This is a genomic window from Streptomyces sp. NPDC001020, from assembly GCF_053599115.1.
In genome coordinates this window covers 1-17,089 of the sequence record NZ_JBSFLQ010000024.1, presented here as the reverse complement: position 1 = coordinate 17,089, position 17,089 = coordinate 1, and the positions used below count along the sequence as shown (strand labels likewise).

The 17,089-nt window shown below is 69.4% G+C and carries 16 protein-coding genes and 1 riboswitch; of the genes, 7 read left to right on the top strand and 9 right to left on the bottom strand.

The window, feature by feature from the left end:
* The first annotated feature begins 7 nt into the window (after window positions 1-7).
* A riboswitch (cobalamin riboswitch) is annotated at window positions 8-146 on the top strand.
* A 124-nt stretch (window positions 147-270) separates the two neighbouring features.
* Both ACWDEX_RS22725 and ACWDEX_RS22720 read left to right on the top strand, forming a co-directional pair.
* The gene (locus ACWDEX_RS22725) at window positions 271-2,637 is read left to right on the top strand and encodes a ribonucleoside-diphosphate reductase subunit alpha (protein ID WP_450465601.1); all 2,367 of its coding nucleotides are present in this window, start codon (window positions 271-273) and stop codon (window positions 2,635-2,637) included.
* A gap of 59 nt (window positions 2,638-2,696) precedes the next feature.
* The gene (locus tag ACWDEX_RS22720) at window positions 2,697-3,704 is read left to right on the top strand and encodes a ribonucleotide-diphosphate reductase subunit beta (protein WP_450465600.1); all 1,008 of its coding nucleotides are present in this window, start codon (window positions 2,697-2,699) and stop codon (window positions 3,702-3,704) included.
* A 54-nt stretch (window positions 3,705-3,758) separates the two neighbouring features.
* Here the strand turns inward: ACWDEX_RS22720 and ACWDEX_RS22715 are convergent, their stop codons facing one another.
* The 8 genes from ACWDEX_RS22715 to ACWDEX_RS22680 form a co-directional block, all read right to left on the bottom strand.
* Window positions 3,759-5,165 (bottom strand): bifunctional albaflavenone monooxygenase/terpene synthase, encoded by a 1,407-nt coding sequence (locus ACWDEX_RS22715; protein ID WP_450465599.1) that lies wholly within the window; start codon window positions 5,163-5,165, stop codon window positions 3,759-3,761.
* Window positions 5,162-6,247 carry an epi-isozizaene synthase gene (gene cyc1 / locus ACWDEX_RS22710; protein WP_450465598.1) on the bottom strand — a complete coding sequence of 362 codons (1,086 nt, stop codon included), beginning with the start codon at window positions 6,245-6,247 and terminating at the stop codon, window positions 5,162-5,164. The genes ACWDEX_RS22715 and cyc1 overlap by 4 nt, the downstream gene beginning before the upstream one ends.
* 352 nt (window positions 6,248-6,599) lie before the next feature.
* A complete protein-coding gene (gene def, locus ACWDEX_RS22705; protein ID WP_450465597.1) occupies window positions 6,600-7,250 on the bottom strand; it encodes a peptide deformylase in 651 nt (216 codons plus the stop codon).
* Window positions 7,251-7,361: 111 nt separating this feature from the next.
* Window positions 7,362-8,342: a tetratricopeptide repeat protein gene (locus ACWDEX_RS22700; protein ID WP_450465596.1), complete on the bottom strand. Its 981-nt coding sequence runs from the start codon at window positions 8,340-8,342 to the stop codon at window positions 7,362-7,364.
* Between the two features lie 486 nt (window positions 8,343-8,828).
* On the bottom strand, window positions 8,829-9,131 hold the full coding sequence (gene rsrA, locus ACWDEX_RS22695; protein ID WP_450465594.1) for a mycothiol system anti-sigma-R factor: 303 nt from the start codon (window positions 9,129-9,131) through the stop codon (window positions 8,829-8,831).
* Window positions 9,128-9,811 (bottom strand): RNA polymerase sigma factor SigR, encoded by a 684-nt coding sequence (sigR, locus tag ACWDEX_RS22690; RefSeq protein ID WP_450465592.1) that lies wholly within the window; start codon window positions 9,809-9,811, stop codon window positions 9,128-9,130. The genes rsrA and sigR overlap by 4 nt, the downstream gene beginning before the upstream one ends.
* A 305-nt stretch (window positions 9,812-10,116) precedes the next feature.
* Complete coding sequence (locus ACWDEX_RS22685) at window positions 10,117-10,743, bottom strand: alpha/beta hydrolase family protein (RefSeq protein WP_450465724.1); 627 nt, start codon at window positions 10,741-10,743, stop codon at window positions 10,117-10,119.
* Window positions 10,744-10,753: 10 nt separating this feature from the next.
* Entirely contained in the window at window positions 10,754-11,572 is an 819-nt protein-coding gene (locus tag ACWDEX_RS22680; RefSeq protein WP_450465590.1) for an SOS response-associated peptidase, read from the bottom strand.
* Window positions 11,573-11,624: 52 nt separating this feature from the next.
* Between ACWDEX_RS22680 and ACWDEX_RS22675 the strand changes: the two genes are divergently transcribed.
* From ACWDEX_RS22675 to ACWDEX_RS22660, 4 genes are all read left to right on the top strand, one after another.
* Complete coding sequence (locus tag ACWDEX_RS22675) at window positions 11,625-12,347, top strand: M50 family metallopeptidase (RefSeq protein WP_450465588.1); 723 nt, start codon at window positions 11,625-11,627, stop codon at window positions 12,345-12,347.
* A gap of 137 nt (window positions 12,348-12,484) precedes the next feature.
* Window positions 12,485-13,825, top strand: coding sequence for a 3-phosphoshikimate 1-carboxyvinyltransferase (gene aroA, locus ACWDEX_RS22670; RefSeq protein WP_450465587.1), 1,341 nt, complete (start codon window positions 12,485-12,487; stop codon window positions 13,823-13,825).
* A 17-nt stretch (window positions 13,826-13,842) separates the two neighbouring features.
* Window positions 13,843-14,853, top strand: a complete 1,011-nt coding sequence (rsgA, locus tag ACWDEX_RS22665; RefSeq protein WP_450465723.1) for a ribosome small subunit-dependent GTPase A — start codon at window positions 13,843-13,845, stop codon at window positions 14,851-14,853.
* Between the two features lie 98 nt (window positions 14,854-14,951).
* The gene (locus tag ACWDEX_RS22660) at window positions 14,952-15,275 is read left to right on the top strand and encodes a DMT family transporter (protein ID WP_450465585.1); all 324 of its coding nucleotides are present in this window, start codon (window positions 14,952-14,954) and stop codon (window positions 15,273-15,275) included.
* A gap of 118 nt (window positions 15,276-15,393) precedes the next feature.
* On the opposite strand, the gene ACWDEX_RS22655 is transcribed toward ACWDEX_RS22660, so the two are convergent.
* Complete coding sequence (locus tag ACWDEX_RS22655) at window positions 15,394-16,002, bottom strand: TetR family transcriptional regulator (RefSeq protein ID WP_450465583.1); 609 nt, start codon at window positions 16,000-16,002, stop codon at window positions 15,394-15,396.
* Between the two features lie 195 nt (window positions 16,003-16,197).
* Between ACWDEX_RS22655 and hisN the strand changes: the two genes are divergently transcribed.
* On the top strand, window positions 16,198-16,998 hold the full coding sequence (gene hisN, locus ACWDEX_RS22650) for a histidinol-phosphatase (protein ID WP_450465582.1): 801 nt from the start codon (window positions 16,198-16,200) through the stop codon (window positions 16,996-16,998).
* Window positions 16,999-17,089 lie beyond the last annotated feature (91 nt).

Below are 17,089 nucleotides of genomic sequence, written 5' to 3'. Positions count from 1 at the left end.
AAGATGTATGCTCATGCTCGCTGTCGCCGCAGGGGAATCCGGTGCGAATCCGGAACTGTCCCGCAACGGTGTACTTGTACTCCTCCGTCCCTGGACGGGTGTGTACGAGGTCCAGTCCGAGGACCTGCCGACAGTGCGCCCGACCATCCGGTCCGGGCGCCCTGACGTCCGGGCCTCGTGGAATGGGCCGGTGGACGCGACGCCTTCGTGCGCTCGTGAGCTGCCCTCTGCCCTCCGCCAGGCCCCGTGCCGAGCGAGGGAGAGCCCCACGTGACCATCGCGCCAGCCGACCCGGCTTCAGCGACACTCGCGGCGACCGACAGGACCGACGGTCCCGGTGCCGCACTGCTGCGGACCCTGACCGAGCTGACCGCCGACCTCCCGGACGCCGACCCCGGCCGGGTCGCCGCCGCCGCGCTGCGCGGCCGCTCCGCGCACGCGGACGAGACGGAGTTGCGCGAGCTGGCCACGGAGGCGGCCGCCGGTCTCATCTCCGAGGACCCCGCCTACTCCCGGCTCGCCGCCCGCCTGCTGACCCGCTCCATCGCCGCCGAGGCCGCCTCTCAGAACGTCACGTCCTTCACCGAGTCCGTCGCTGTCGGACACCGGGAGGGGCTCATCGCCGACCGCACCGCCGCGTTCGTCCGCCTCCACGCCGGCCGTCTCGACGCGCTCGTCGACCTCGACGCCGACGACCGCTTCGGCTACTTCGGCCTGCGCACCCTCCACAGCCGCTACCTGCTGCGGCACCCGATCACCCGCAAGGTCATCGAGACGCCCCAGCACTTCATGCTGCGCGTCGCCTCCGGCCTCGCCGAGGACGACACCCCCCGCTCCTTGGACGAGGTCGCCGCGTTGTACGGGCTCATGAGCCGGCTCGACTACCTGCCCTCCTCCCCCACGCTCTTCAACTCCGGTACCCGGCATCCCCAGATGTCGTCCTGCTACCTCCTCGACTCGCCCAAGGACGAGCTGGACTCCCTCTACGACCGCTACCACCAGGTGGCCCGCCTCTCGAAGCACGCCGGCGGCATCGGACTGTCGTACTCCCGCATCCGCTCGCGCGGTTCGCTGATCCGCGGCACCAACGGCCACTCCAACGGCATCGTCCCGTTCCTGAAGACGCTCGACGCCTCGGTAGCCGCCGTGAACCAGGGCGGCCGGCGCAAGGGCGCGGCCGCGGTCTACCTGGAGACCTGGCACTCCGACATCGAGGAGTTCCTGGAGCTGCGCGACAACACCGGTGAGGACGCCCGCCGCACCCACAACCTCAACCTCGCGCACTGGATCCCGGACGAGTTCATGCGCCGGGTCGACACCGACCAGCAGTGGTCGCTGTTCTCGCCCTCCGACGTACCCGAGTTGGTTGACCTGTGGGGCGAGGAGTTCGACGCCGCCTACCGCGCGGCCGAAGCGAAGGGCCTGGCCAAGAAGACCCTGCCCGCCCGTGATCTGTACGGCCGGATGATGCGCACCCTGGCGCAGACCGGCAACGGCTGGATGACGTTCAAGGACGCCGCCAACCGCACCGCCAACCAGACGGCCGAGCCGGGCCATGTCATCCACTCCTCCAACCTCTGCACGGAGATCCTGGAGGTCACGGACGACGGGGAGACGGCCGTCTGCAACCTGGGGTCCGTCAATCTGGGCGCGTTCGTCGACACCGCGACGGGTGACCTCGACTGGGAGCGGCTGGACGCCGCCGTGCGCACCGCCGTCACCTTCCTCGACCGGGTCGTCGACATCAACTTCTACCCGACCGAGCAGGCGGGCCGCTCCAACGCCAAGTGGCGCCCCGTCGGCCTCGGTGCCATGGGGCTCCAGGATGTCTTCTTCAAGCTGCGCCTGCCCTTCGACTCGCCTCAGGCCAAGGCCCTGTCCACCCGTGTCGCCGAGCGCATCATGCTCGCCGCGTACGAGGCGTCCGCCGACCTCGCCGAGCGCAGCGGCCCGCTTCCGGCCTGGGAGAAGACCCGTACCGCCCGTGGTGTGCTGCACCCCGACCACTACGGCGTCGAGCCGGCCTGGCCGGAGCGCTGGGCGGCGCTCAGGGAACGCATCGCCGCCGTCGGCATGCGCAACTCGCTGCTGCTGGCCATCGCGCCGACCGCGACCATCGCGTCGATCGCAGGCGCCTACGAGTGCATCGAGCCGCAGGTCTCCAACCTGTTCAAGCGCGAGACCCTCTCCGGCGAGTTCCTCCAGGTCAACTCGTACCTGGTGCAGGACCTTAAGGACCTCGGCGTCTGGGACGCCCGTACCCGTGAGGCGCTACGCGACGCCAACGGGTCGGTGCAGGACTTCGCCTGGATCCCCGAGGACGTACGGACTCTGTACCGCACGGCGTGGGAGATCTCGCAGCGCGGCCTGATCGACATGGCCGCCGCCCGCACCCCGTTCCTGGACCAGGCGCAGTCCCTGAACCTGTTCATGGAGACGCCGACCATCGGCAAGCTCTCCTCGATGTACGCCTACGCCTGGAAGCAGGGCCTGAAGACGACGTACTACCTGCGCTCGCGCCCGGCGACCCGCATCGCCCGCGCCGCGCGCGCGACGATCCCCGTGCAACAGGTGGCCGACCCGGAGGCCGTCGCCTGCTCCCTGGAGAACCCAGAATCCTGCGAGGCCTGCCAGTAATCCCCGCCCGCCACCCGACCACCACTCCTGGAGGACGGCGCTTCGCGCCGACAGAAATGATGCGTAACGCCCACCTGCTCGACCCCGGCTTCGAGCTGACGCTCCGCCCGATGCGCTACCCCGACTTCTACGAGCGCTACCGGGACGCCATCAAGAACACCTGGACCGTGGAGGAGGTCGACCTCCACTCGGACGTCGCCGACCTCGCGAAGCTCTCGCCCGGTGAACAGCACCTGATCGGCCGACTGGTCGCGTTCTTCGCAACGGGCGACTCGATCGTGGCGAACAACCTCGTGCTGACCCTCTACAAGCACATCAACTCCCCCGAGGCGCGGCTGTATCTCTCGCGGCAGCTCTTCGAGGAGGCAGTCCACGTCCAGTTCTATCTGACGCTGCTGGACACCTATCTGCCCGACCCGGACGAGCGGGCCGCCGCCTTCGCGGCGATCGAGAACATCCCTTCCATCCGTGAGAAGGCACAGTTCTGCTTCCGATGGATGGACTCCGTGGAGCGGATGGACCGGCTGGAGACCAAGGCCGACCGCCGCCGCTTCCTCCTCAACCTCATCTGCTTCGCCGCATGCATCGAAGGGCTCTTCTTCTACGGTGCCTTCGCGTACGTCTACTGGTTCCGCAGCCGGGGCCTGCTGCACGGCCTCGCCACCGGCACCAACTGGGTGTTCCGTGACGAGACGATGCACATGAGCTTCGCCTTCGACGTCGTGGACACCGTCCGCAAGGAGGAGCCGGAGCTCTTCGACGACGAGCTGCGGCAGCAGGTGACGGACATGCTCCGGGAGGCCGTCGAGGCCGAGTTGCAGTTCGCGCGCGACCTGTGTGGTGACGGCCTTCCCGGCATGAACACCGACTCGATGCGGCAGTACCTGGAGTGCGTCGCCGACCAGCGCCTGACGCGCCTCGGCTTCGCCCCGGTGTACGGCTCCGAGAATCCCTTCTCCTTCATGGAGCTTCAGGGGGTTCAGGAGCTGACCAACTTCTTCGAGCGGCGCCCGTCGGCGTACCAGGTCGCGGTGGAGGGCACCGTCGACCTGGACGAGGACTTCTGATCACCGGCGCACGTTCAGGGGCTCGCAGGCCCCTGAACGTGCGCCCGTGCCAGGTCACCGGGGTACGGCCCGCAATCGCAGTCGGCGCGGGCGGAGCGTGATGCCGATGCGGGGCCGGTCGTCGGACCCGGGCGCCTGCTCGAAACGGAAGGAGGACGCCACCACCGCCGTGACGAGCGTGAGTTCGGCCATCGAGAAGTGGTCGCCCGGGCACTTCCGGTTGCCCACGCCGAACGGGCTCATCGCGTGCTTGGGGACATCCTTGGAGCGCTCCGGGAGCCAGCGGTCAGGGTCAAACTTCGTGTGCCGGTCGTACGACCGGGGGTCGCGCTGGATCGCGTACGGGCTGTACACGACGTCTGCCCCGGCCGGGATGCGGTACCCGCCGAGTTCGGCATCGGTCACCGCCCGCCGCGTCAATATCCATACAGCGGGACGCAAACGCATTGCTTCCACTATGACATTCACGGTGTGCGTCAATTTTCGGACATCGTCGAATGAGACCGGCCGGTCACCCACGACGGTTTTCACCTCGTCGCGGATCTTGTCCGTATGCTCGGGGTGGTCGGTGAGGACCTGCAGGAGCGACATCACCATGGATCCCACTGTTTCGCTGCCGGCGGTGACTATCGCGACGACCTGATCGTGAATCTCTTGTTCCCCAATGGGCTCGCCGTTCTCGTCCTTCGCCTCCAGCAAAGCCGTCAGCAAATCGTCCGGCTTTTGGCCCGACGCCCGGCGGGCGGCGATGATCTCATCGACCAGGAGATGCAAATCGGCCAATGCCCGGTTGAATTCGCGGTTGGCCGGAAGCGGCAGGCGGTACAGCGGTCCGAGCGGCAGGACCATGCGCTGGTACATGCTGCTGAAGAGCGTGGCGAGCGCGGCGCATATCCGGTCGGACCGCTCGTCCATGTAGCTGCCGCGCATCAGACAGCGGGCGACGACACGGACGGCCACACGGAATGACTCGGCGGTGACGTCGATGGCCTGGCGGGACCCCCAGCGGTCCACCAGCGCGTACGCCTCCTCCTCCATGATCGGCCCGTAGGCGGGGATGGCCTCCCGCCGGAAGGCGGGTTGGATCGCCCGCCGCTGACGCCGGTGCAGCGGCCCGTTCGTGGTGGCCACTCCCTGCTTGCCGAGCAGACCTTCGAGGGACTCCCACAGCGCGCCGCCGATCTGGTAGTCGGTGCTGAGCGCGAGGGCTCCGGTCAGGTCCGGAGTGGTGACCGCGTACACCGTCTTCGGGCCGAGCCTCAGCCGTACGACGTCACCGTGGTCCCGCAGTCGGCACAGCAGGCCCAGCGGGTCGCGGGCCAGTTTCCAGCCATGCCCGAGGAGGGGTATGCCACCACCGGCGAGCGGTGGAACGCGCGACCCCGCCGGGTCTCCAGGGCCGGGAAGCGCTCCGCAAGCGGGTACGGCTGCCGGGAGATGGGGAGAGGATTCGAGGGTCATTTCTCACCTACCGCTTCGTTGTTGACATATGGCGGTGTCGAGCGGTCATCCCAGCTGTCGACCATGTACCGGCCGGACTCGTGGTGGAACCAGTACACGGCACTGAACCAGTTCCGCATATTTGCGACGATCGCCTTCACGGCGAAGCTCAGTTCCTTGCCCCGCAGAGTTCCATCCGCAAGAGTGTCGGCGAACTGCAGCACCTCCTTTTCAGCGACAAGGAATTCGGATATGCATTCCTCGATCCGTCGCCGTACTTCCTTGATGGCCTCTTCGATGGTCAGCCCCTGGTGATGAATGAGGCTTATTCCGAGATTGTGAACCTCGTCTCCTGCGATCTCCTTGGGGAGCGAGCACAGATCGTTGTACCAGGCGGCGAATTCCTGGCTCAGTAGTGCCGCCCGCCGGTACGCCGGGTGTTTCCGCACCGCGTCGGGCAGTTCGCACCGCGCGCTCGGCTCCAGCAGATCGGTCCAGATCCGGTGCGCGAAGGTGAGCCGCCGTAGTTCGAGGTAGGCGTCGACCGTCGGGACCACGCCCATGGTGCGGTTGCGGAACTCCCGGTCGTACGCCTCGATCACCGCGTGGAAGTGCCGGGCGAAGCGCGCGTTCCACTTGGGGCCGAGAAACGTGTACAGCCGCACCACACTGTCCGCGAACCCCGCGACCAGGGGATCAGGGTGGTACAGGTGGTGCCCCGGGGAGCCCAGAGCCGTATGCAGTTGGAGCCTGAGTGTCTGCCAGGCGGTCGGCCGACGGTGTACGATGTCGCGGTCGTGGCGGTCGTCCCAGACGAAGAACCACGCGCTGTAGTCGGCTATCGCCTGCAGGACCTCCTCCGGTGCCCCGATGTAGTAGCCCGCCATGAGGTCGGTGTAGCAGAGCCCGTCGGCGTGCTCTTCGACCTTGTCCGCCGGCATGAGCCGCTTTTCCAGCAACCAGGAGCGCGTCTTCTCCTGCAAGCGGGGCCAATACGGGTGCAGTTGCCGAGGAAACCCGGTCTCGATCACCGGCAGGGACAGTGCCGGTGGGACCGCGACCACGGTCGTCGTCGATGAAGTGCTGTGCGGGAAAGCTGGCACGGAACAAACCCCTCTCAGCCGCCGATGGCGTCACGCCCCCCTGCCGTGCCGGGCGCGCGCCGTTGAGCATCCCCGTGCTTTCCATTCAGCCCTACAACTGAGCGCCACGGGAATGGATTTGCACATTCACTACCCCAGTGGAGCCGCGAATGCCCCCTGCGACGGATGAGAGATCAGTGATGCGCACAAGCACCGGAGATGTGTCGCACATATGAGCGACAGAACGGCGCCCGGCCGGGTGGGAAACCCGGCCGGGCGCCGTCATCCAGGGCTTGCTCGCCCCAACTCTCGTTATCTCCAAGGCCGTTCAGCGACCGCGCGGAGGTTCGCCGCGGGCCGTCCGGCGGATGGCTCAGTCGTTGGCCACCACGGGGTAGCGGGGCTCGTTCTCGGCCATCTGCCGCAGCGCGTCCTTGCGTTCGCGCTTGGAGAGCCGGTCGATGTAGAGGTAGCCGTACAGGTGGTCCGTCTCGTGCTGCAGGCACCGGGCGAAGTAGCCGGTGCCGCGCACCTTGATCGGGTTGCCCTTCTCGTCCTGCCCGGTGACCTCGGCGTAGTCGGGGCGGGCGAGCGGCGCGTACGCGGTCGGTACGGACAGGCATCCCTCGTTGCTGTCGTCCAGGCGGCGCCGGTCGGCAGGCAGGTCGACGAGTCGGGGGTTGCAGACGACACCCACGTGCCGCACGCCCTCGTCGTCCATGCAGTCGTAGACGAAGACCTTCAGGTCGACGCCGATCTGGTTGGCGGCGAGGCCCACGCCCTCGGCGGTGCGCTGGCTGGCGAACATGTCCGCGACCAGCTGCTGAAGCTCCTCGCCGAACTCGGTGACGTCCTTGCACTCCTTGTGCAGCACCGGATTCCCGACGACTGTGATCGGCCGCGACGTCCCGCGCTCGCGCCAGACCGCCTCACGCTCCTCGCAGTCCTCGGTGTCGATGACGAAGCCTTCGTCGTCCACGGGGAGCACGCCCGCGTGCTGCTGATCGGTGTCCTGCTGCGCCATGACCGACGTACGCCTTCCTGCAACCTCTGAGAGAACCTGTGAGTACAGCCTACGGGGCGCGGCCGCGTGCCTTCCCCGGAATCCCCGAGGTGGTCCGGGCTGGTCCCGGGGTCAGCAGACCTCTTCGAGGTCCCGCCAGTCCCGGGAGTCCGGGCTGTCCGCCACCCAGCCGTCGAGCAGTCCGCGCACCAGCGAGGCGGGGGCCGCGATACCGCACTCCCGTTCGGGCACCCACAGTTGCCCGTCCTTGCGGTGTCCCAGCGGTCCCGGATGCCCGGGCTCGCTGTGGTCGTGCGGGTCCAGGTGCTCGCCGTCGCCCTCATCGGACGGCATCCGGGACTCGGAGCACATACGGCACAGCAGCCGCACTGACGAGGACCAGTCCTCGGCGGCGAAACCGGCGTCGGCGGCCAGTTGCTCCAGCGCGTCCCGGTCGTCCTCGGACGCGGCCTCCAGCAGCACGACCCAGGTGGGCACCGGCGAGGGCGCCCACAGCTCGATCTCGTCGAAGACGGGATACGCGTGCCCGGCGGCCGTCGTGCGCTCACCGTGCGGCACGCCGTCGTGCAGCACGACCTCGCCCCAGCGGCGCCCGGAGGACGGCAGCGGAATGGAGAGCACCTCGATACGGGCGGGGTCCAGCCTGCGCCCCCAGACGACCTCGGCCTCGCCCTCCGGCGACAGTCGTACGGCCGCGCTGCCCAGTTCCATCCTGGTCGGCTCGCCGGAGACGGTGGTGCCGCCCGGGACCCTGAGGCCGTACGCCTGCCAGGCGCGGCGGGCCAGCGGCCAGTCCTGCAGGGCGGTGGCGGCGATGCCGACGTTCCACCAGTCGGGCGCCCCGGTCTCCCGGTCGAGCAGGGCAACGGCGCGCAGTCCTGCGGCGCGGGCCTGCTCCCAGTCGTGGCGGAACTTGTGCAGCAGGGCGAGGTTGAACCAGGACTCCGACAGCCAGGGCTCCAGGTCCGCGGCGCGGGTCAGCAGCGCTCCCGCGTCCTCGTACCGGCCGTCACCGATCAGTGTGAACGCGCGGTCGGTGGCCTGCCGCCAGGAGGCGGAGGGCCGGTGCCGTCCTTTCCCGAAGATCCTCACGATTCCCGCCTGCCAGTCCCTTGCGTTTCCCGCCTGCCGGTCCCTTGATGCCTGCGGGGCCATGGGCCGAGCTGTGCCCCCACCCCTCTCCTCGCATCCAACCACGTGGGGCCGGACGGGCGCTCATTACCCATCGGTTACCCCGTTGCCGGCAGGACGATTCTGGCGCTGACCGGCTGTTCCCGGTAGGGGTTGTGAGTTGCTGTCGATCGACAGGGCTTCCGTGCGATCTGGAGTGCGTGAGTGCTGCGCCACGCCGATGTACACGCGTACCCATGCCGAGGCCCCATCACGCACTCCCCCACGGCTCCTGCCCGACCCGGACCTGGCGGGCACGGTCATGCCTCTTACTACGGGACAGCCCTGGGAGAGGTGGGCGGCGCACGGGAGCGGCAGTGGAGGATCCCGCCGGCCTACGACACGTGCATTCGCACGTTCGGGTGACCAGCCACCGGGTTCGCCACCATGCTTACGCGGGACGGGAGTTCAGGACTCCTGCGGTGTCGCCGTCACGTCGTGCTCGGGCACCGTCTCGCCCGAGCGGATCAGCTCGATACGGCCCATGACCTTCGCCCGGAGGTCGCTCGGCACGTCGTCATGGCCGCAGCACCGCTTGACCAGCTTCTTCACGGCCTGCTCCAGGCCGTACTTCTCCAGGCACGGCGAGCATTCCTCGAAGTGGTGCTGGATCTTGGTGCGGTCGATGTCCGGCATCTCGCTGTCGAGGAACTCATAGAGGTGGTCGAGGACCTCACCGCAGTCCGTCTCGTGCGACTCTCCGCAGCTCATGAGCCCGAGCCTTTCGCTTCGTTCGACTTGCCGGCTCCGGCCGGGACCAGTCCACGCTCTCGGGCGTAGTCCTCGAGCATGCCGCGCAGTTGACGGCGGCCCCGGTGCAGCCGGGACATCACCGTACCGATGGGTGTCCCCATGATGTCCGCGATCTCCTTGTACGCAAAGCCCTCCACGTCCGCGAGATAGACGGCGATGCGGAATTCCTCGGGGATCGCCTGCAGCGCCTCCTTGACGTCCGAGTCGGGCAGGTGGTCGAGCGCCTGCGACTCGGCGGATCGCAGACCGGTCGACATGTGCGACTCGGCGCGCGCGAGCTGCCAGTCCTCGATCTCCTCGGCCGCGCTGCGCTGCGGTTCGCGCTGCTTCTTGCGGTAGGAGTTGATGAAAGTGTTGGTGAGGATCCGGTACAGCCACGCCTTGAGGTTGGTGCCCTCGCGGAACTGGTGGAAGGAGGCGTACGCCTTCGCGTACATCTCCTGCACCAGGTCCTCGGCGTCGGCCGGGTTGCGTGTCATCCGCAGGGCGGCGGAGTACATCTGGTCGAGGAATTCGAGCGCGTCCCGCTCGAAGCGCGCGCTGCGCGCCGCGGACGATTCCATACCCGTGCCTCGGCTCTCGGGCTGTTCCGCCTGGCCGTGTTCGGTCCCTGCGTCGGTCCCAGTGACCGGACCCACCTCCTCCAGCGACGTGGCAGGACCGAATGCGGTCCCACTGGAATCGGAGGATAGACGAACATCCTTGCCCGCCGCCGCCCGAATAGGAGCTGTCTTCGTCGCGTGCAGCACCGTCCAGTCCAGGTCAGCGCTGCCGCGACGGGAGTCGCGAGGCGCCTCGCGCAGCGCGTCGGCGGAAGGGCTATGGGTGACGGGAGGGCAGCTGGTGGAACCCATGCGGCGGACTTCCTCTCGTACGTACGGTGCAGCCCGGAAGGGCTGTCTGATGCCCACAACATCGGCCCGCCCCGCAACATTCCCGGGCGTCACCCGAGTGACGCCGTCCACTTCACTACGGCATCGGTGATGATCTCCAGAGCCTGTTCCTGGGTGATGTCCGCCCGTTTCGGCACCGCGAAGCCGTGATCGCCGTAGGGCACCTCGACGATCTGGAACGTACCGGTGGGAAACTCCTCCGGCCTTCCGAACGGGTCCTTGCCGCCCTGGACGACGAGCGTGGGCACACCGGCGCCGAGCAGCTCCTCGGCCCGGGACTTCTCGGGCCGGCCCGGCGGGTGGAGGGGGAACCCGAGTGCGAGCACCGCGGCCGCGCCAAGCTCGCCGGCGGTGCGGCAGGCGACCCGGGCCCCGGCGCTGCGCCCGCCGGCGATCACGGGCTGCCCCGGCCTGCCGAGGGCGGGCCACAGCCCGCGCCAGCCCGCGTCCAGCGTCTTCGGCGCCGATGCCACCTTCTTGCCCGCCACGCGCCAGGGCTGCTCGACGAGCGCGACGCTCACGCCGTGCGCGGGCAGCTCCCGGGCCAGCGCCTGGAGGTCGCGCGCCTCGACACCGCCGCCGGCGCCGTGGCCGAGGGCGAGCACGAGCCTCGCCCGTGCCGCCCGGTGCCAGGTGATCCGGGCAATACCGGCGTCGGTCTCGATGCTTTCTGTCACAACCGTCACGTCAGAAGAGTGTGCCCTCTTCGGGGCCGTCCAGCTCCTTCAGCAACTCCGGGCCGTTGTTGCGGACGCTGCTGACCACGGTGGAGACCGCGTACGCGCGCATCAGTCCGGCGGGGGGCGGGGCGAGCAGGTCGCGCAGGGCGTCCGGGTCCGTGTTGGCAGGGTCGAGCCAGGCGTCCCAACGGTCCGGGGTGAGCATCAGGGGCATACGGGGGTGGATGTCGAACAGGGTGCGCGGGCCCTCGGCCGGGGCCACGGCCAGTGGGGTCGTCTCCGCCTCCGTCGTGATCACCGAGCAGGTCGCCCACCAGGCCTGCGGGTGGTCGTCCGGAAGCGTCCGGTCGCGCCAGAACTCGTACAGGCCTGCCATGGCGAAGACCGAGCCGTCGGCGGGCAGTACGAAGTACGGCTGCTTGCGCGGCCGCTTCTTCCTTCCCTCGGCTTCCAGGTCGCGCTCCTGCTTCCCGGTGACCCACTCGTAGTAGCCGTCCGCGGGGAGGATGCACCGCCGGGCGACGAAGGGGCGGCGGTAGGACGGCTTCTCGTGCACCGTCTCCGCACGTGCGTTGATCATCCGGGCGCCGCCCTCGGGTGACTTCGCCCAGGACGGGACGAGTCCCCACTTCAGCCTGCGCAGCTGGCGAACCGGCCGTTTGTCCTCCGCGTCTTTCACAGGACGGTCCAGGACCGCGTAGACCTCCTTGGTCGGGGCCACGTTGTAGTCGGGCGCCAGGCTCTCCTCCGGGGGGACCGCCCTCTCGACCTCAAAGATTGCTGCGAGATCCTCGGGCCTGCGACTAGCTGCATACCGTCCGCACATACGTGCCACACTGCCAGATCCAACGCGACAGATCCCAGGAGTCACGCCACAGATGGACAGCCTCGCCTCGACCTCGCTGCCCGACCTCTGGGACTCGGTTTTCGCAAGCCAGCCCGACCCCGACCGGTGGGTGGTGATCGCCACCGTGGTCGCCGCGCTCGCCGTGGTCGTGCCGCGCGGCGTGTGGCGGATAGCGCGCAACGCCATCACCATCGCGCACGAGGGCGGTCATGGGCTGGTGGCGCTGCTCACCGGCCGTACTCTCACCGGTATCCAGCTGCACTCCGACACCAGCGGCCTCACCGTCAGCCGTGGTAAGCCATACGGCCTCGGCATGATCCTCACGGCCGCCGCCGGCTACACCGCTCCCCCGCTCCTCGGGCTCGGTGGCGCGGCACTGCTCGCCGCCGGGCACATCACCCTGCTGCTGTGGCTGGCCACGGCGCTGCTCGTGACGATGCTGGCGATGATCCGCAACGCGTACGGGGCACTGACGGTCGTACTCACCGGCGGCACGTTCCTGCTCGTGTCATGGCTGACGGGCCCGCAGGTGCAGGCGGCGTTCGCCTACGCGGTCGTGTGGTTCCTGCTGATCGGAGGCGTACGACCGGCCTTCGAACTGCAGGCCAAGCGGGCGCGCGAAGGTGCCGGGGAATCGGACGCGGACCAGTTGTCGCGGCTGACCCATGTACCGGCCGCCCTCTGGCTCTTCCTGTTCCACACGGTGTCGCTGTGCTCTTTGATGGGGGGCGGACGGTGGCTGCTGCGGCTCTGACGAGCCGGTGCCCTGCGTGACCATGCGTGTCCACCGGTGTGCACACCATCCACCCGGTCACCAGGCAGGCGTTTCGCCGGCGTCCCGGCACTTTCGATCAAGAATTCCGCGCCGGTGCAGCCACTAAAGTGGAGCGCATGACCGTAAACCCCGCACACACCGCCCTCTGGCCCGCCCCGCACGCGAGCGGAGCCGTCGACGCGACAGTCCACGTGCCGGGGTCCAAGTCGGTCACCAACCGTGCCCTCGTCCTCGCGGCCCTGGCCTCCGAGCCCGGCTGGCTGCGCCGCCCTCTGCGCTCCCGCGACACCCTGCTGATGGCCGCCGCCCTGCGCGCGATGGGCGTCGGCATCGAGGAGACGGTGACATCCAGTTCCTCCGTCGCAGGGGGGCCGGACGGCTCCGGCGAGACCTGGCGCGTGATCCCGGCCGCGCTGCAGGGTCCGGCCACGGTCGATGTCGGCAACGCCGGCACCGTGATGCGCTTCCTGCCCCCGGTGGCCGCGCTCGCCGACGGCCCGATCCGCTTCGACGGCGACGCCCGCTCCTACGAGCGCCCCCTGAACGGCGTGATCGACGCCCTGCGCGTCCTCGGGGCCCGTATCGACGACGACGGCCGCGGCGCGCTCCCGCTGACCGTGCACGGCGGCGGCGCGCTGGACGGCGGCCGGGTGTCGGTCGACGCGTCCTCGTCCTCCCAGTTCGTGAGCGCCCTGCTGCTGTCCGCCCCGCGCTTCAACCAGGGCGTCGAGGTCCGCCACACCGGCTCGACCCTGCCTTCCCTGCCGCACATCCGGATGACCGTCGACATGCTGCGCGCGGTCGGTGCCCAGGTGGACACCCCGGAGTCGGGCGGCGAGCCCGACGTCTGGCGGGTCACTCCGGGTGCCCTGCTCGGCCGTGACCTCACCATCGAGCCCGATCTCTCCAACGCCCAGCCGTTCCTCGCGGCCGCCCTGGTCACCGGCGGCACGGTCGTGATCCCCGACTGGCCGACGCACACGACCCAGCCCGGCGACCGGCTGCGCGAGATCTTCACCGAGATGGGCGGTTCCTGCGCCCTGACCGAACGCGGCCTCGAGTTCACCGGTTCGGGTGCCATCCACGGCATCGACGTGGACCTGAGCGAAGTCGGCGAGCTGACGCCGGGCATCGCGGCGGTCGCGGCCCTCGCCGACTCCCCCTCCACCCTGCGTGGTGTGGCCCATCTGCGACTGCACGAGACGGACCGCCTGGCCGCGCTCACCAAGGAGATCAACGAGCTGGGCGGCGACGTCACGGAGACCGCCGACGGCCTGCGCATCCACCCACGCCCCCTGCACGGCGGGGTCTTCCACACGTACGACGACCACCGCATGGCCACCGCGGGCGCGGTCATCGGCCTGGTGGTCGAGGGTGTGCGGATCGAGAACGTGGCGACGACGGCCAAGACACTGCCGGACTTTCCCGACCTGTGGACCGGGATGCTCGGGAACTGACGGGCGGACTCAAGATCATGCGCCGCTACGGCAAGCACACCGACGAGGACGACATCCGGACCCGCCCGAACCGCAAGGGCAACCGGCCACGGACGAACATCCGACCCAAGCACGAAGACGCGGCCGAGGGCATGGTCCTCACCGTCGACCGCGGCCGGCTGACCTGCCTCGTCGACGACCGTACGGTCGTGGCGATGAAAGCCCGCGAGCTGGGCCGCAAAGCCGCGGTGGTCGGCGACCGCGTCGCTCTCGTCGGCGATCTGTCCGGCACGAAGGACACTCTCGCCCGCATCGTCCGCATCCAGGAGCGCGCATCCGTCCTGCGCCGCACCGCCGACGACGACGATCCCTACGAGCGCGTGGTCGTCGCCAACGCCGACCAGCTCGCCATCGTCACCGCCCTCGCCGACCCCGAGCCGCGCCCGCGCCTGATCGACCGCTGTCTGGTCGCGGCCTACGACGGCGGCCTCGAACCGTTGCTGGTGATGACCAAGTCGGACCTCGCTCCGCCCGACAAGCTCCTTGAGCTCTACGGCGCCCTGGACATCCCGTACATCGTCACCAGCCGCGAGGAACTGGAGAGCGGGAACGCGGCGGACCAGGTGCGTGAGCATCTGGACGGCAAGGTCACGGCGTTCGTCGGACACTCCGGCGTGGGCAAGACGACCCTGGTCAACGCATTGGTGCCGGAGGACCGGCGGCGTACGACTGGTCAGGTGAACGCGGTGACCGGCCGGGGCAGGCACACCACGACCTCGGCGCTCGCGCTGCCGTTGTGGGAAGCGGAAGGCTGGGTGGTCGACACCCCGGGCGTACGGTCCTTCGGCCTCGCGCACATCGACCCCTCGCGGGTGATCCACGCCTTCCCGGACCTGGAGCCCGGCACCGAAGGCTGTCCTCGGGCGTGCAGCCACGACGAACCGGACTGCGCGCTGGACGCATGGGTGACCGAGGGGCACGCGGATCCCGCACGGCTTTACTCACTGCGCCGACTGCTGGCCACCCGCGAGCGGAAGGAAGGGGACTGACCTCCGCGTTGTTTGGGCCCGTGGACGGCAGGAGAATGCTTACCGGGCCGGATTTGACCAGGCGGGGCAGTCGACGTGGGGACTCGGGAGGACAAGACATGGCGTGGCTGCTGGTCATCGTGGCCGGGCTTCTCGAGACCGGATTCGCCGTCTGCCTCAAGCTCTCGCACGGTTTCACCAGGCTGTGGCCCACGGTCGCGTTCTGCTGCTTCGCCCTCGGCAGCTTCGGACTGCTGACCCTCTCCCTGAGGAGGCTCGACGTGGGCCCGGCGTACGCGGTGTGGACGGGCATCGGCGCCGCCGGGACAGCGATCTACGGCATGGTCTTCCTCGGTGACCTGGTCTCCACGCTGAAGATCGTCTCGATCAGTCTGGTGATCATGGGCGTGATCGGCCTGCAACTCTCGGGATCGGCACAATGAACGGGGTGCGCCCCTTCGGGGGTGGCGAGGCAGTGCCCATACGCCTGCGCAACACTTGCGCGCACGGGCAGCCGCACCCTGGCACCCGCATCGCCCGGCGCCCCGGCAGGCGCGCCTTTCACCGAAGCCGCCGCGGCAGCGCATGACGCACCAGCTCCGCGACACCGCCCTCCCCCGGCGGAGCCGAGACGCAGGACACCGAGAGCCGGACGACCAGCTCACACGACCGAGCCAGCTCGGCGACGTCCGCCTTGCTCATCCCGGGCCCGGCCACCGCGGCGACGGCGCGATCACGGACCTGGGCCACGAGGTCCGCCGGGGACGGCAGCGGGCCGTCGGCCCGGCGCTGCGCGGGCACCGCGGTGGTGGACGGCACGGCCGCGAGTGAGGGCGACGGTAGCTGTTCGCTCCAGCAGCCGGTGAGCATGGCACGGACCAGAGCGTTGCCACGCGCTGTCGAGGCGGTCCATTCGGCGGCCGCGGCCAGCCGCTCGCGGGCGTTCACGGGGGCGGCGAGCGCGCGCTCCACACCGGCGAGGTAGCCGTCGGCCTCCCGGCGCACCAGGGCCCGGCCGAGCCCCTCCTTGCTGCCGAACTCGTTGTACAGCGTCTGCCGGGAGACAGCAGCCACGGCGGCCACGTCCACCATGCGTACAGCGGACCACGGGCGGCGCTCGAGCGCGCTGTAGGCGGCGTCCAGTAGGGATTCCCGCGCTGCAGGCATCATCGCCTCCCTCGGGGCCGGCGGCTCTGACGCACAGATTTGACTCGTGTACGAGCACTGTCAAGGGTTCTCGGCGGCGCCCGGGGGCGCGCGCCGGTCACCGCACCCCGTGATCGCACGACGGCTGCTGATCACTCGACCGTGAAGATCCCCCCGGTCGTGTGGCCGTCTGCGCCAGGAGACGGATACCGTTCGGTCATGCCCGACTATCTCGATGACCTGCGTCTCGCCCATGTGCTCGCGGACGCGGCCGACGCCGCGACCATGGACCGGTTCAAGGCCCTCGACCTCAAGGTCGAGACCAAACCGGACATGACGCCGGTGAGCGAGGCCGACAAGGCCGCCGAGGAGCTGATCCGCGGCCAGCTGCAGCGCGCCCGGCCGCGCGACGCGATCCTCGGGGAGGAGTACGGCATCGAGGGCACGGGTCCGCGCCGCTGGGTGATCGACCCGATCGACGGCACCAAGAACTACGTACGCGGTGTGCCGGTGTGGGCCACGCTGATCTCCCTGATGGAGGCGGGTGAGGGGGGCTTCCAGCCCGTCGTCGGCCTCGTCTCCGCGCCCGCGTTGGGCCGCCGCTGGTGGGCCGCCCAGGGCCATGGCGCGTTTACCGGCCGCAGCCTGTCCTCGGCGTCCCGGCTGCACGTCTCGCACGTCTCGCAGCTGTCGGACGCGTCCTTCGCGTACTCCTCCCTCTCCGGCTGGGAGGAGCAGGGCCGACTCAGTGGCTTCCTCGACCTGACGCGCGCCGTGTGGCGCACCCGCGGCTACGGCGACTTCTGGCCGTACATGATGGTCGCCGAGGGCTCGGTCGACATCTGCGCCGAGCCCGAGCTGTCCCTGTGGGACATGGCGGCGCCCGCGATCATCGTGACCGAGGCGGGCGGCTCCTTCACGGGCCTCGACGGGCGCCCGGGCCCGCACAGCGGCAACGCGGCCGCCTCCAACGGTCTCCTCCACGACATCCTGCTCGATCATCTGAGCGGCCGGTACTAGACGAGTCTTTCCGAATGCCTGCGGGCATGAGGCGAGGGTGGTCAAGATCCGTTTGTGACGACGAACATGACCACCCTCGTGACCGCACTGT